This window comes from Mycobacterium sp., assembly GCF_047975165.1.
Taxonomy (GTDB): domain Bacteria; phylum Actinomycetota; class Actinomycetes; order Mycobacteriales; family Mycobacteriaceae; genus Mycobacterium.
The window spans coordinates 18,801-31,758 of sequence record NZ_JBKECZ010000105.1 but is presented as its reverse complement, the minus strand read 5'-3'; the positions used below and the strand labels follow the sequence as shown (position 1 = coordinate 31,758).

12 protein-coding genes and 1 other RNA gene are annotated in these 12,958 nt (G+C 68.4%); 9 read left to right on the top strand and 4 right to left on the bottom strand.

All coding sequences use genetic code 11. From position 1 onward, the window contains the following. Window positions 1–112 precede the first annotated feature (112 nt). Window positions 113–946, top strand: a complete 834-nt coding sequence (locus ACK5M9_RS11525; RefSeq protein ID WP_416893298.1) for a patatin-like phospholipase family protein — start codon at window positions 113–115, stop codon at window positions 944–946. Between the two features lie 366 nt (window positions 947–1,312). Here ACK5M9_RS11525 and ACK5M9_RS11520 read toward each other — a convergent pair whose 3' ends face one another. Continuing rightward, window positions 1,313–2,008, bottom strand: coding sequence for a zinc-binding dehydrogenase (locus tag ACK5M9_RS11520; RefSeq protein WP_416893297.1), 696 nt, complete (start codon window positions 2,006–2,008; stop codon window positions 1,313–1,315). Between the two features lie 19 nt (window positions 2,009–2,027). Here ACK5M9_RS11520 and ACK5M9_RS11515 point away from each other — a divergent pair, with 19 nt between their 5' ends. The 4 genes from ACK5M9_RS11515 (at window position 2,028) to ACK5M9_RS11500 (ending at window position 6,656) form a co-directional block, all read left to right on the top strand. Beyond that, a complete protein-coding gene (locus ACK5M9_RS11515) occupies window positions 2,028–3,038 on the top strand; it encodes an AraC family transcriptional regulator (protein WP_416893296.1) in 1,011 nt (336 codons plus the stop codon). A 123-nt stretch (window positions 3,039–3,161) separates the two neighbouring features. Next, the gene (locus ACK5M9_RS11510) at window positions 3,162–4,226 is read left to right on the top strand and encodes a thiamine pyrophosphate-dependent dehydrogenase E1 component subunit alpha (protein ID WP_416893295.1); all 1,065 of its coding nucleotides are present in this window, start codon (window positions 3,162–3,164) and stop codon (window positions 4,224–4,226) included. Continuing rightward, window positions 4,223–5,236 (top strand): alpha-ketoacid dehydrogenase subunit beta, encoded by a 1,014-nt coding sequence (locus ACK5M9_RS11505; RefSeq protein WP_416893294.1) that lies wholly within the window; start codon window positions 4,223–4,225, stop codon window positions 5,234–5,236. The genes ACK5M9_RS11510 and ACK5M9_RS11505 overlap by 4 nt, the downstream gene beginning before the upstream one ends. Before the next feature lie 10 nt (window positions 5,237–5,246). Further along, on the top strand, window positions 5,247–6,656 hold the full coding sequence (locus ACK5M9_RS11500) for an SRPBCC family protein (RefSeq protein WP_416893293.1): 1,410 nt from the start codon (window positions 5,247–5,249) through the stop codon (window positions 6,654–6,656). Window positions 6,657–6,708: 52 nt separating this feature from the next. On the opposite strand, the gene ACK5M9_RS11495 is transcribed toward ACK5M9_RS11500, so the two are convergent. The 3 genes from ACK5M9_RS11495 to ACK5M9_RS11485 form a co-directional block, all read right to left on the bottom strand. Beyond that, complete coding sequence (locus ACK5M9_RS11495) at window positions 6,709–7,524, bottom strand: oxygenase MpaB family protein (protein WP_416893292.1); 816 nt, start codon at window positions 7,522–7,524, stop codon at window positions 6,709–6,711. A gap of 110 nt (window positions 7,525–7,634) precedes the next feature. Beyond that, window positions 7,635–8,630, bottom strand: coding sequence for an SURF1 family protein (locus ACK5M9_RS11490; RefSeq protein ID WP_416893291.1), 996 nt, complete (start codon window positions 8,628–8,630; stop codon window positions 7,635–7,637). Next, complete coding sequence (locus ACK5M9_RS11485; protein WP_416893323.1) at window positions 8,630–9,109, bottom strand: low molecular weight protein-tyrosine-phosphatase; 480 nt, start codon at window positions 9,107–9,109, stop codon at window positions 8,630–8,632. The genes ACK5M9_RS11490 and ACK5M9_RS11485 overlap by 1 nt, the downstream gene beginning before the upstream one ends. A gap of 202 nt (window positions 9,110–9,311) precedes the next feature. Between ACK5M9_RS11485 and ACK5M9_RS11480 the strand changes: the two genes are divergently transcribed. The 4 genes from ACK5M9_RS11480 to rnpB all read left to right on the top strand — a co-directional run bounded on the left by ACK5M9_RS11480 (window position 9,312) and on the right by rnpB (window position 12,895). Then, the gene (locus ACK5M9_RS11480; protein WP_416893290.1) at window positions 9,312–10,472 is read left to right on the top strand and encodes a Nif3-like dinuclear metal center hexameric protein; all 1,161 of its coding nucleotides are present in this window, start codon (window positions 9,312–9,314) and stop codon (window positions 10,470–10,472) included. 16 nt (window positions 10,473–10,488) lie between these two features. Beyond that, window positions 10,489–11,226, top strand: a complete 738-nt coding sequence (locus ACK5M9_RS11475; protein ID WP_416893289.1) for a zinc ribbon domain-containing protein — start codon at window positions 10,489–10,491, stop codon at window positions 11,224–11,226. Further along, window positions 11,223–12,371 carry a bifunctional RNase H/acid phosphatase gene (locus ACK5M9_RS11470; protein ID WP_416893288.1) on the top strand — a complete coding sequence of 383 codons (1,149 nt, stop codon included), beginning with the start codon at window positions 11,223–11,225 and terminating at the stop codon, window positions 12,369–12,371. The genes ACK5M9_RS11475 and ACK5M9_RS11470 overlap by 4 nt, the downstream gene beginning before the upstream one ends. A 93-nt stretch (window positions 12,372–12,464) precedes the next feature. After that, window positions 12,465–12,895: RNase P RNA component class A (gene rnpB / locus ACK5M9_RS11465), an RNA gene on the top strand. Window positions 12,896–12,958: the final 63 nt, after the last annotated feature.

Here is a 12,958-nt window from a genome sequence, read left to right as displayed (position 1 = left end):
AATGGTCTCAGGTATGTGCCCCAACGAGAAGGAGGCCGATGCGATGACGCCGACCGAACGCGGCCGTCGACCGCGCAACCTGGGTGAGTAGCTGCCACACCCGATCGGCTTCGTGCTCGGGGGTGGCGGGAGCCTGGGTGCGGCCCAGGTCGGGATGCTCGAAGCACTGGTCGAAGTCGGTGTGTTCGCCGACCTCGTAGCGGGAACATCGATCGGTGCGATAAACGGCGCGCTGGTCGCGGCCGACCCCGTGGGCGCTGCCAACCGGCTCTCTCACTTGTGGCGAGAGCTGGATGTCGATCAGATCCTGCCGACGACCTTTGCCCGTCGGGTGCGTGCCCTGATCCGGCCGGGTACAACCCTGTACGACAGCCCGCGGATCAGTGAGCTTATCCGGCGGGAGGTCGGTGTCGCGGACATCTCCGAGCTGGCCATCCCGTATCTGGCGATGACGGTCGATGCCGACACCACCGAGCCCGTCGTCCTGGATTCGGGCCCGCTGTTGAGCGCCATGCTTGCGAGTTCAGCGATTCCAGGGGTGTTCCCCGCGATCACCCGCGACGGCCGTGACTTCTTCGATGGCGGCCTCAGGGTCAATGTGCCCATCCGGCAGGCACTCGACCAGGGCGCCCGATCGCTCGTCGTGCTCGACTGCTCGTTCCCCGGCCAGCCGATCTCCCGGCCGGCGAATCTGCCGGAGGCGGTGATGTATGCGTTCATGATCCAGCTTCGCCAGCAGGTCTCCCGCGATCTGCCCGTCGCCGCCCGCGAGGTGCCGGTGCTGGCGGTGCCTGGGCCGCCGCCCGCGGCGGTCTCACCCTTGGACTTCACCGGTGCGCTGCCGCTGATCGCGTCTGGGTATCGGGCCGCACGGGAATTCCTAGCCAAGGTGGCCGTCGATGGGCCGGGTTTGTATGACGCCGACCGGGTCGACGCCGACCGGTAGGCGACTCGCGTTGATTGTGAAGCCAGGGCTTTCACTGTGAACACAGGGCTTTCACTGTGAAGTGAGGGCGCGATCCGGGCGATTTTCCCGCCCTGGCTTCACAGTTGACGCCCTGGCTTCACAGTCGACGCCAAGGCTTCACAGTCGACGCCAGGGAGGAGGAGTCCAAGTGTGCCGGTCGCTGCCGCTGCCGCTGCCGCTGCCGCGAGCCGCGAGCCGCGAGCTGCGAGCGGCCTGCCCCTGGCGTGGGCTCCCGATTGCAGCCGCGCGTGCGGCCGTGGATGCGCGTTCCATGGGTTTGGTCATCGCATTGCGTTGAGCGGTTCGGCCTCCCCCAGGTTCGGTCCTTTGCGCAGGTTGCACCCGTCAGCGGGTCGGATCGATCAGGATCTTCGCTTCGCGCGGGCTGTTGCGCAGGCGTTCGAAGGCGTCGGCGACGCCGTCGTCGGTCATCGCCGCCGCCCTGAACGCCTCGTACGGGGAGCTCTCGTTGGGGTCGACGACCACATCAACACCCAGTTGTCTTGCCAGCGCCCGTCTTTCGGGGGAGAAGTCCGATGCGACGATCGGGGAGATACCCTTCATCTTCAGCACCGCGATGACGGCCAATCCAATGGGCCCGCAGCCGATCACCAGGGCGGCGTCCTCGGTGCTGGTGTCGACCCGGGCCACCGTGCGGTAGGCCACCGCCAAGGGTTCGGTCAGCGCCGCCAGCTCGGTGGGCACGTGGTCGGGCACTTCGATCAACAGCGGTTCGGAGAGCAGCATGCGCTCGCTGTAGCCGCCGGGAGCCTCCGGGCCGGCTACGCCGAGCGTGATTTTCTGCTCGTGCAGCAGGAACGGCGCCGAAACCACGCGACCGCCCACTGGGATTCGCGCTGCGGTGTCGTGCCCGTAGGCGGCGATGCGGCCCACGAACTCGTGGCCGAATATCACCGGTTGGTTCAGGTCCATCACGTCGAATCCACCCGCTGCCTGGGTGGCGGCGTTGAACTCGCGGCCGTGTGCGGCGAAGTGCAGGTCCGACCCGCAGCGGCCGCCCGCCTTGACAACAGCGCCCAATTTCTTGATCGTAGAGGACATGTCCGTGATTCGGGGGACATCCCTGAGCGGCTACCCGGGGCTGGTGTCCGAACTCGGCGGCGATCCGGATGAGCTGCTCACTCGTGCCGATATCCGGCGGGTTGATGTCGGCCGGTTCGACAGCTTCTTCACGTATCTGTCGCTGATCCACGCCGTCGAATCCGCGGCAGCCGCCACCGGCGTGCCGGACTTTGGCCGTCGGCTGGCCCAGCGTCAGGGTATCGAGATTCTGGGGCCGGTCGGGCTGGCGGCCCGCACCTCGAAATCGGTGCTTGAGGCCCTGGAGACCTTCGAACAGTACCTCGGCGCCTACAGCCCCGCGATCTCCACGACGATCAGTCGCGAGCCTGGCGATGAGGCTGCGTTCCTGGAGTTCACGATCCTCGTTCCGCACGCGCCGGCACACCCGCACACCACGGAATTGTCACTGGGCGTGGTGTTGCGGGTGCTGCGTTTTCTGCTGGGTTCGGGATACTCGCCGACGGTGGTGCACCTGCCCCATGCCGCCCTCGGCGATCGCGCCGACTACCTGCGCTACTACTCGTGCGCGCCGCGGTTCGGGTCGAGCCGGGCCGGATTCGGCATTGCCGCCGCGGACCTGCACCGGCCTTTGGTGCGAGACGAGCTGGCACATCAGGTGGTCCTCGACTATCTCGACACCGTGGTCGGCCAGCAGACGCCGACGATGTCGTCCTCGATACGCGAACTCATCCGACAGCTGTTACCGGCGGGTGCGGCCACAGTTCCGGTGATCGCCGAGCAGTTCAGGTTGCACCCCAAGGCGTTTCGGCGCCGGCTGGTGGCCGAGGGAACGAATTTCAACGCGGTGGTCGACGACGTGCGGCGTGACATGGCCGAGCGTTATCTGCGGGACACCGATATGGCGCTGAGCCACCTGGCGCGTGAGCTTGGGTACTCCGAGCAGAGCGTGCTCTCGCGGTCCTGCCGGCGCTGGTTCGGCGCCAGCCCCGCGGCGTTGCGTGAGCAGTGGAGACGCGCAGCCGTCTGACGCCGGTACGCGCCGCGAATGTCCTTTGCTGTTAAGCACTCGGACGCTGCTGTCAAGACTTCGGCGCGTTGCGTCGGCAGGCTGAAAGCCGACGGTACCCCGACAGCGAAAGGAAGGTGCGCGATGAGTCCCATCGACGCCGCTCGCGTCTACCGGATGATGGTGCGAATGCGCCTGGTCGAAGAGGCCCTGGTCGAGGCATGGGAGGAGGGGCTGGTCCCCGGGGAATACCACTCCGGCATCGGCGAAGAGGGTATCAACGCCGGCGTGCTGGCCCACCTGTCCGAATCCGACACCCTGGCACTCGACCACCGCAACACTGCGCCGTTCGTGGGCAGGGGCATGGACCTCACCGCCCTCATGCTCGAAGTGCTGGGCTCCGATGAAGGCATTGCCAGCGGCATGGCCGGCCATATGCATATCTTCGACCCCGATCTGCGGTCCGGTGCCGACGGTATCGTCGGCGCCTCCGGCCCGCTGGCCGTCGGCAACGCGATCGCGCACACCCAGTTGAATCCGGGCAGCGTCGCGATCGCATTCCACGGTGAGGCCGCCATGAACGCCGGCATGCTGATGGAGTCCTACAACATGGCCGTGGCCTGGAACCTGCCGGTGGTGTTCGTCTGCAAGGACAACAAGTGGGGCATCACCACCATGTCCAAAGATCAGACCGGCGGTGACCCGATCAGCCGGGCGCGCGGTTTCGGCCTCAAGGTCGCCACCGCACCGGGCCACAAGGTTGCCGACGTGCACGCCGCGGCCGGACGGCTCATCGACCGAGCTCGAAGTGGTGGCGGCCCCGGCTTCCTCTACGTCACCTGCCACCGGCCCGGCGGCCACTTCGAAGGTGACCCGCTGGTCGGGCTGCTGCGCAACCCGCGCAAGCAGCTGTCCGTCTGGGTTCCTGAACTGCAGTCCGGCATGGCCGCCGAGGAAGGCGGGTCGCGCACCGACAAACTGCGCGCCCTGGCCGGATTCGGCCGCCGCGCTGCCCGATTCGCCTATGACATCGGCATGACCCCCCGCAAGGATCCCCTGCGCCGCGGTCAATCGCTGCTCCACGCGGATGCCGCGGACGCAATCGAAGCCCAGGAGCGAGCCGAGGTGCTCGCCGCAATCACCGAAGCACGCGCTCGCGTCGGCCAGCGCGCCGGCTTCGGCGTAACCACGACAGGAGTGAACCGATGACTACCATGCGCTACGACGAGGCAGTCGACCACGGTCTCGGCCAGGCCATGGCCGCGGATTCGACGGTGGTCACCTGGGGCGAGGACGTCCAGGTCCTGCGCCGGGTGCTGTTGAGCCGCTTCGGCCCGGACCGGGTGCGCGACACCGCGATCTCCGAGCAGGGCTTCATGTACGCCGGGATCGGTGCGGCCATGGCCGGCCTGCGCCCGGTGGTGGAGCTGTACATGATCGACTTCGGCACTGTCGGCTGGTCGGCGATCGTCAACGCCGGCTCGAAGTTCAAGGACTTTTCCGGCGGACGGTGGAACGTGCCGATGGTCCTGCGGGCCGGGGTCGGCGGCTGGTACGCCGACGGCGGCGAGCACGAGCAGACGCTGTGGGGATCGCTGGCCTCCTACCCGTCGACCGAGGTGGTGGTGCCGTCGACACCCGCCGACGCCGCCGGCCTGATGCTCTCGGCGGTGCAGAGCGACGAGTTCACCGTCTTCCTCACGCCCAAGCTGCTCGACCAGCAGATCCTGGATTACCTCGGCGGCGACCAACGGCCCACGGTCAACCTGACCGGCGTACAGCCCGCGGACGGTGTCCGCGGTGAGGTGCCCGACCGGGTCGAGCCGATTCCGTTCGGGCAGGCGGCCGTTCGGCGAGAGGGCGGCGACCTGACGCTGGTGTCGGTGGGTGTGGGTGTGCATCGCAGCCTGGAGGCGGCCGAGCGCCTGGCCGCCGACGGTATCGAAGCCACCGTCGTGGACCTGCGCACCCTGGCGCCGCTGGACAAGGAGGCGATCGTCACGCAGGTCGGCAAGACCGGCCGCGTGGTCGTCGTCGACGAGGACTACGTCCGCGGCGGGCTCACCGGTGAGGTGGCCGCACTGCTGCTGGAAGCCGGGACCAGTGTCCGCTACGGGCGGGTCGCGGTCGAGCAGACCATCCCGTTCGCACCGCATCTGGAGTACGCGGCGCTGCCCAATGCCGATCGTATCGTCGACATGGCGAAGTCACTAGCCTGAGGGGGACACGATGAATGACGTTCTGCCACTTGTCCAAATCGCGTTCAGCGTCCGTGATGTCCAGCACACGCAACGTTGGCATCGTGATCTGTTCGGGTTCACCGAAGCCGGTGGCACGCACATGTTCATCCCGTCACTCGGGTCCGAGGATGTGCAGGGCGTGCCGGGTGCGACCAGCATCTGCTGGTGGCTCCTGGACGGCAAACCGGGATTCCAGCTGGAGCTCTTCGAATACTCCAAGCCCTATGCGCACCCGATTCCGCGCGGCTGGCGCCCCTGCGACATCGGCTACACGATCGTCGGTTTCCACGTCAGCGATTTCGACGCGACCCTGGAGAGACTCCGTCGCCGGAAGGTGGCGCTGCTCACCGAACCGATGGGGAACGTCGGCTCCCGCCGCGTCTGCGTCAAGGATCCCGACGGAACCCTGCTGGAGATCATGGAGGACGACCCGGTGGTCCCGGGCATGGCGCCGCGCCCGGCCACGCCGACTGTGGTGCGGTTCGCCTCCCTGTCGGTGCCGGATCTCGATGAGGCGCGACGGACCTGGGTCGACGTGATGGGGTTGCCCGAGGTCGACTTCCATCTGCACACACCCGAGCACGAGGGGCTGTGGGGGCTGGCCGGGGCCAGCCGCGAGTCCTTCGTGGTGCGCGCCGGTGATGGGCTGATCGAAGTGGTGAAATACAGCGACCCGGTGGGCAAGCCGTGGCCGGTCGGGTATCACATCAGCGACATCGGGATCTTCAACGTCGCACTGGGGCCGCCGGACCGGGTGACGCTGGACGCGCTCGTCGCCAAGTGCGAGAACTCCGGCATCTACCCGAACACCATCAAGTCGTTCCCACTCGACCGGTTCTGGCATGCCAACTACGTCAACGACCCGATGGGCTTCTCCATCGAGCTGCTGTTCCACGGCAGCAAGGGGCGTACCTGGCCGGTGGACCCGTTCAACCTGCTCGAACTGGGTTTCACCGAGAAGGACCCGCCCGTAACCCGCGCCCAGGCGGTCGCGTCGTCAGCCGCCACACCCGAGCAGGTGTGGGCCGTGCTGGTCGACCACGAGGGGATGGCCGAGTGGGCGCCGTTCGAGGCGTGCGAAGTCCTACACGATGGTGACGCCGATGGCGTCGGCCTGGTTCGCCGGCTGACCGGTGGCCCGGCGAAAATGTCGGTGCTCGAGCATGTCGTTGCCGCCGAGGCCCCGTACCGCTTCGAGTACAAGGCCCAAGGTGCCCCCGGGCTGAGCCGGTACCACTCCTTCGTCACCGTCGAGGCCGCTCCGTCGGGAGGTAGCACCATCAGCTGGGAGGTGCAGTACCGCACCTCGATGCCCGGATCGAGGCTGATCACCGGCAAGATGATGCGCACCTTGGCTCAGGGGCTGGCTCAGACGGCTGCGAGTCGTTCGCGAGCGTAACGCAGCTGCGATTTCGGGCGCCGGATTTCGCCGTGGCGTTACGCTCGCGGTACTAAACGACCGGCAGGCCGAGTTGCGCTCGCAGCCGCATGTCCCAGAGGGACAGCTGGTAGCCGAAAACCCAGACCTCCTGCGGAATCAGCCGGTCGGCCAGCCGCAGCGCCGACAAGAGGAGTTCGAACCGGCGCTGCTGGGAGCCCGACCAGTCCAGCCGCATCAGCGCGCGGAACTCCGGGGCCAGAAAACCCGTCGTCGCGAACAGGTTGAGCCGTCCGGCCAGCGCGCGGATCGGTAGGGGCAGGAAGGCCATCGAGGCGACCCCGCGCAGATGCTCCCGCACCGGCGGGTCGATCTGCAGCTCGTCCAGGGACCGCTTCCAGTACTCATCGAAAGCGACCCGGTCGGCCGGCCACAGATGGTCGGGGACCTGCAGTGTGGTGCCCAGGCGCTTGGCGTCCTGGTAGACCGCGTCCGCGGTGGCGTCGTCGAGTGGGCCGTGCAGGTATTCGTGCTGTTCGACGAAGTAGCGGTACAGGCAGGCGACCACCCACAGTTGTAGGTTGCGGTCGAAGGCGTTGTAGGACACCGGGCTTGACGACGTCGACCGGATCTGCCGGTGGGCGGCGCCGACGGCGTCGTGCATCAGCTTGCGGTCGGCCTCGGTCCCGATGGTGGCCACTGCCAGGTAGGTGCCGGTGGTGCGGGCACGCTTGAACGGATGCTTGTAGACGTTCCCGCTGTCGACCGGGCTTTCCAGCACGCCGTAGCCCACACCGGGATGGGACAGCTGCATGATCACGTTGGCTGCGGGCATGAGTAGCGATGCGGGGTTGAGCAGGTCGACAACCCGGGTCGCCGGCCGCTTCACTGCGGGTCCAATTCCATACCAAGAAGTACACCACGGGCGAGGCGCGGCCGGGGGGGATTGCGACGCGGTCGTGCCGCATCGCGAGTAGCCGGGGGCCCGGGGCCCAGCCGCTATCGCCGGCGGCCGTAGCGGTCGGCGAGCTTCTCCTCGACGGTTGCCGGTGCATCCGGTGCATCCGGTGCATCCGGTACGGCCGGTACGGCCGGTGCGGCTGGTGCATCCGGCGTGTCCGGTCCGGGCTGCGCAGCCGGCGGATCCTGCCCGGGCTGCGCGGCCGACGGCTCCCCGGTCCCGCCGGCCGGCCCACCTGCCGCGGAACCGGCACCGTCCTCGCCGCGGCGCAGCTGCCGCTCCCGCCGCAGCGCGCGGATCTCGGCGTAGACGAAGTATCCCAGTGCAATCGGGGCGACCACACCGAACAGGATCCATTGCAGCCCGTAGGACAGGAACGGCCCGGCGTCCAGCCGCGGTATCGCGAGCACGCCGAGGCCGCCGGGCTGGTCATCGACCAGCTGCAGATACGGCCCGGCCAGCCGAATCCCGGTCAGCGCGGCGATCTGCGCGGTGTCGATCGAGTAGACCTGGCGGTAGCCGTCCCTGGTGAACGGACTCTTGCCCGCAACCTCCGCCTCTGAGTCGCGCAGCCGGCCGGTGATGGTCACCGTGGCTTCCGGCGGTGGCGGGATCGACGGCACATGGGAACCGGTCTCGGGGCGCACGTATCCGCGGTTGACCAGGACGGTCGGTCCATCGTCGACGACGAACGGTGCGAGGACCTCAAAGGCCTGGCCGGAGTCGACCACCCGTAGCCGGGCCAGCACCCGCACGTCCGACAGGTAGTGCCCGGTAGCGGTCACCCGACGCCACTGCGCTTCGAGCTCAGACGAATCCTGTTTCGACAACAGTGTTTTCAACGGCACCGGCGGGGTATTCAGGGAATCGGCGATCTGCTGGTTCTCCCGGGATGTCGCGGTGTTCTTACCCAGCTGCCACGGGGCGAGCACGGTGAAGCACAGGTAGGTGAATGCGATGCACACCAGCCACAGCGCGATCCAGCCCGGCCGCAACAGGAACGCCAGACGCCGAAGCCCGCCGGCCGCGGCCATCAGCCGGATCCGTCCCGGGCGAGTCTGTCGTCGACCCAGTCGTGCAGCCCGGGCAGGGCGGCTTCGATGACGGCGAAGGCCTCTTCGAAGTCGTCGTGGTCGCCGTAGTAGGGATCCTCGACGTCGGGGGCGTAGGTGCCCGAACGCGGATCGAATGACCGCAGCATCCGCAGCCGGTGGGCCTGGACCCCCAGCTCTCGCAGCATCAGGGCGTGGTTGCGACCCAGTGCCACCACCAGATCGGCCGATAGATGGTCGTCGTCGACTTGGGCGGCACGGTGGCCGGTGGGGTATCCGTGGTCGCTCAGCACCCGCGTCGCCCGCACGTCGGCTCCCTCGCCGACGTGCCAGTGACCGGTGCCGGCGCTGGTCACCCGCACGACCTCACCCAGGCCGCGCTGCTCGATCTGGTGGGCGAACATCTTCTCGGCCATCGGCGAACGGCAGATGTTGCCGGTGCACACGAACGTCACGTGCAGTCCGGTCCGGCCCGGAGAAGGTGTCACGGGTCCCATTCTGGTCGATGCCGCAGCCTGCTGCGCGTCCGGTCCGGGCACCGGTGGGATGGACCGCCCGAACTCCTGCCGGCACGGCTCCCTGTCCCCGGTTCGTGCGGTGGCGCACTAGTGTTTGCCTGGTGGCAGGTCCGGTTTCGACGCGCTACCCCAGTGGGAGCGGCCGATGAGTGTGCCATTGGCAGACGTGATCGACACGCTGGAGCAGGCGTACCCGCCTCGGCTGGCGCAGTCGTGGGACTCGGTTGGTCTGGTGTGCGGCGACCCGGCCGACCGTGTGACGTCGGTGACCGTGGCGGTCGATGCGACGCCGGCCGTCGTGGACGACGTGCCCGACGGGGGCCTGTTGCTGGCGCATCATCCGTTGCTGCTGCGCGGGGTGGACACGGTGGCGGCCAGCACGCCCAAGGGCTCGCTGATCCACCGGCTCCTGCGCTCGGGACGGGCGCTGTACACCGCGCACACCAACGCGGATTCCGCAGCTCCGGGCGTATCCGATGCACTCGCCGGCGCGCTGGACCTGACGGTCGAGGGGGTCATCGAGGGGTCACCGGCGACGGCCGGCCTGGACAAGTGGGTGGTCTACGTCCCCGGCGAGGACGCCGACGCGGTACGCGGCGCGGTTTTCGCGGCGGGCGCCGGACACATCGGCGACTATTCGCACTGCAGCTGGAGTGTCAGCGGGATCGGGCAGTTCCTGCCGCAAGCCGGTGCGGCTCCGGCGATCGGCAGGGTAGGCACCGTCGAGCAGGTGCGCGAGGAGCGGTTCGAAGTCGTGGCCCCCGCGCGATTGCGCGGTGCGGTGCTGGCGGCGATGCGGGCCGCGCACCCCTACGAGGAGCCGGCCTTCGACGTCTACGCACTGGCGCCGGCGCCCGCCGACACCGGACTGGGGCGGGTAGGCGCGCTGCCACGGCCCGAACCGTTGCGCGACTTCGTGCGCCGCGTTTACGCCGCGTTGCCTCCGACGTCGTGGGGAGTGCGCGCCGCGGGCGATCCCGATCTCCCGGTGTCGCGGGTGGCGGTGTGCGGGGGAGCGGGCGATTCGCTGCTGGCCGCGGTGGCGGCGGCGGGTGTGGACGCTTACCTGACGGCCGATTTGCGGCACCATCCGGCCGATGAGCATCGTCGGGCTTCGCCGATCGCGTTGATCGACGTTGCGCACTGGGCGAGCGAATTTCCCTGGTGCGGCCAGGCGGCCGCGCTGCTGGAATCCCGGTTCGGGGCCTCGCTGCCGGTGCGGGTATCGGCCATCCGCACCGACCCGTGGAATCTGGGGGTCGGCGTCGGCGCCGGCGCCGGCGCCGGGGAAGAATCTCGCCGATGAGATCGGGAGGTCAGTCATGAAAGCAGAAGTGGCACAGCAACGTTCGCTGCTCGAATTGGCCGGGGCGGATGCCGAGCTGTCCCGGATCGCTTTCCGGATCACCCATCTGCCCGAGCGCGAGGCCTACGAGCGGGTGCAGGGCGAACGCGACGCTGCGGGTGAGCGGCTGGCGGCCATCGGCATTGCGATGGCCGACCTGGACGCCGAAGTGTCCCGTTTCGAGACGGAGATCGACTCGGTGCGCAAGCGTGAAGACCGCGACCGCGGGCTGCTTGCTTCCGGGGCCACCGATGTCAAGCAGTTGGCCGACCTGCAGCACGAATTGGAGACCTTGCAGCGCCGCCAGGCCAGTCTGGAGGACACCCTGCTGGAAGTGCTGGAGCACCGCGAAGACTTGCAGGCCCAACAGGTCCGCGAGGAGGAGACCGTCGACCGGCTGGCGGCTGAGTCGTCCGAGGCCGGCCAAGCCCTCGACGCCGCGCTCGCCGAGGCCGACCGCACACGGGCCGAGCACTCGTCGCGCCGGCAAGCACTGGCCGCCTCGCTGAATCCCGATCTGGCGGCCCTCTACGAACGGCTACGTGCAGGCGGAGGCCCGGGAGCCGGGCAGCTGCTGGGCCATCGCTGCGGAGCCTGCCGGATCGAGATCGGCCGCAGCGAACTTGCCGGCATCACCGCGGCGGCCGAGGACGAAGTGCAGCGCTGCCCGGAATGCGGCGCGATTCTGTTGCGGATCAGGGGCCCCGGGCAATGAAGGTGACCGTCGAAGCCGACGGTGGTTCTCGGGGCAATCCGGGGCCCGCCGGGTATGGAGCGGTGGTGTGGACGGCGGATCGCCGGACCATTCTGGCTGAATCCAAGCAGGCCATCGGCCGCGCCACCAACAACGTTGCCGAATACCGCGGGCTGATCTCCGGTCTGGACGACGCGGTGAAATTGGGGGCCACCGAGGTGTCGGTGCTGATGGACTCCAAGCTGGTTGTCGAGCAGATGTCGGGGCGATGGAAGGTCAAGCACCCCGACCTGGTGGACCTGCACGCCCAGGCGCAGGCGCTCGCCGCGAACTTTCTGCGGATCGACTATTCCTGGATTCCCAGGGAGCGCAACAAACATGCCGACAGGTTGGCCAACGAGGCGATGGATGCCGCGTCCCGCGCGGGCGCGAAGGGGCCGAAGACCGTCGTGCCGGTCACCGAAGCCGCGCGGAGGTCGGAGACGGCATCGGAGGCGACACCCGCGGCGACGCCCACGGCGATCCCCGCGGCACCGGGATGGACCGGTGCCCGCGGAACCCCCACTCGTCTGTTGCTGCTGCGACACGGGCAGACGGAATTGTCGGTGCAGCGCCGCTATTCCGGACGCGGAAACCCGCCGTTGAACGAAGTCGGCTGGCGCCAAGCCGGTTTGGCGGCCCGATATCTCAATCAGCGTGGCGGAATCGCCGCGGTGATCTCCTCGCCGCTGCAGCGGGCACTGGACACCGCTACGACGGCGGCCCGGGCGCTGGGTCGGGAGGCCAGCGTCGAAGAGGACCTGATCGAGACAGATTTCGGCGCCTGGGAGGGTCTGACGTTCGCCGAAGCCGCAGCCCGCGATCCCGACCTGCACCGACGGTGGCTGCGCGACACCGCCACCGCGCCTCCGGGCGGTGAGAGCTTCGACGACGTGTTGGTGCGCGTACACCGCGGCCGGGACCGGATTGTCGCCGAGCACGAGGGCCACAACGTGCTCGTCGTCTCTCATGTCACGCCGATCAAGCTGCTGCTGCGGATGGCGCTGGATGCCGGGTCCGGCCTGCTCTACCGGCTGCACCTGGACCTGGCGTCGTTGAGCATCGCCGAGTTCTACCCTGACGGTGCGACGTCGGTGCGGCTGGTCAATCAGACCGCCTATCTGTGACGCGGGCAGCCCGCGACTCGGCTCGAGCCCGGTCGTGCCGGTGACCCGGAACTCGTCGGAAATGCCGGTAGCGGGTACCGTGTCGGTCGCGGACGAGTTGGCCGGGCGGCCGCGGCTGGGGTCGGGCTCCGGTTGATTCCGGAAGTTCTGTGCCCGAGTCGAGGAAAGTCCGGACTTCACAGAGCAGGGTGATTGCCAACGGCAATCCGAGGTGACTCGCGGGAAAGTGCCACAGAGAACAGACCGCCATCCTCGCGGTGGTAAGGGTGAAACGGTGCGGTAAGAGCGCACCAGCATTCCGGGTGACCGGAATGGCTTGGCAAACCCCACCCGAAGCAAGGCCAAGAAGGCCGCGCCGATGGTGCGGCCGCGCAGACGTTCGAGGGCTGCTCGCCCGAGTCTGCGGGTGGGCCGCTCGAGGTACCCGGCAACGGAGTGCCCAGATGGATGGTCGCCACCGCACCGCCGCCGGCTTCGGCTGCTGTGGTGCGGGACAGAATCCGGCTTACAGGCCAACTCGTCCGCCCAGCCCCCTGCGTGTTCAGTCTGCGCTCAGGGCGCAGTCCATTCGCACTTTTGCGTCAACG

What these genes read in the sequence shown, in the direction of transcription:
- ACK5M9_RS11470 (WP_416893288.1), top strand. Translation starts at nt 11,223, where the DNA reads ATGAAGGTGACCGTCGAAGCCGACGGTGGTTCTCGGGGCAATCCGGGG.
- ACK5M9_RS11510 (WP_416893295.1), top strand. Translation starts at nt 3,162, where the DNA reads ATGAGTCCCATCGACGCCGCTCGCGTCTACCGGATGATGGTGCGAATG.
- ACK5M9_RS11505 (WP_416893294.1), top strand. Translation starts at nt 4,223, where the DNA reads ATGACTACCATGCGCTACGACGAGGCAGTCGACCACGGTCTCGGCCAG.
- ACK5M9_RS11500 (WP_416893293.1), top strand. Translation starts at nt 5,247, where the DNA reads ATGAATGACGTTCTGCCACTTGTCCAAATCGCGTTCAGCGTCCGTGAT.
- ACK5M9_RS11490 (WP_416893291.1), bottom strand. Translation starts at nt 8,630, where the DNA reads ATGGCCGCGGCCGGCGGGCTTCGGCGTCTGGCGTTCCTGTTGCGGCCG.
- ACK5M9_RS11480 (WP_416893290.1), top strand. Translation starts at nt 9,312, where the DNA reads ATGAGTGTGCCATTGGCAGACGTGATCGACACGCTGGAGCAGGCGTAC.
- ACK5M9_RS11515 (WP_416893296.1), top strand. Translation starts at nt 2,028, where the DNA reads ATGTCCGTGATTCGGGGGACATCCCTGAGCGGCTACCCGGGGCTGGTG.
- ACK5M9_RS11475 (WP_416893289.1), top strand. Translation starts at nt 10,489, where the DNA reads ATGAAAGCAGAAGTGGCACAGCAACGTTCGCTGCTCGAATTGGCCGGG.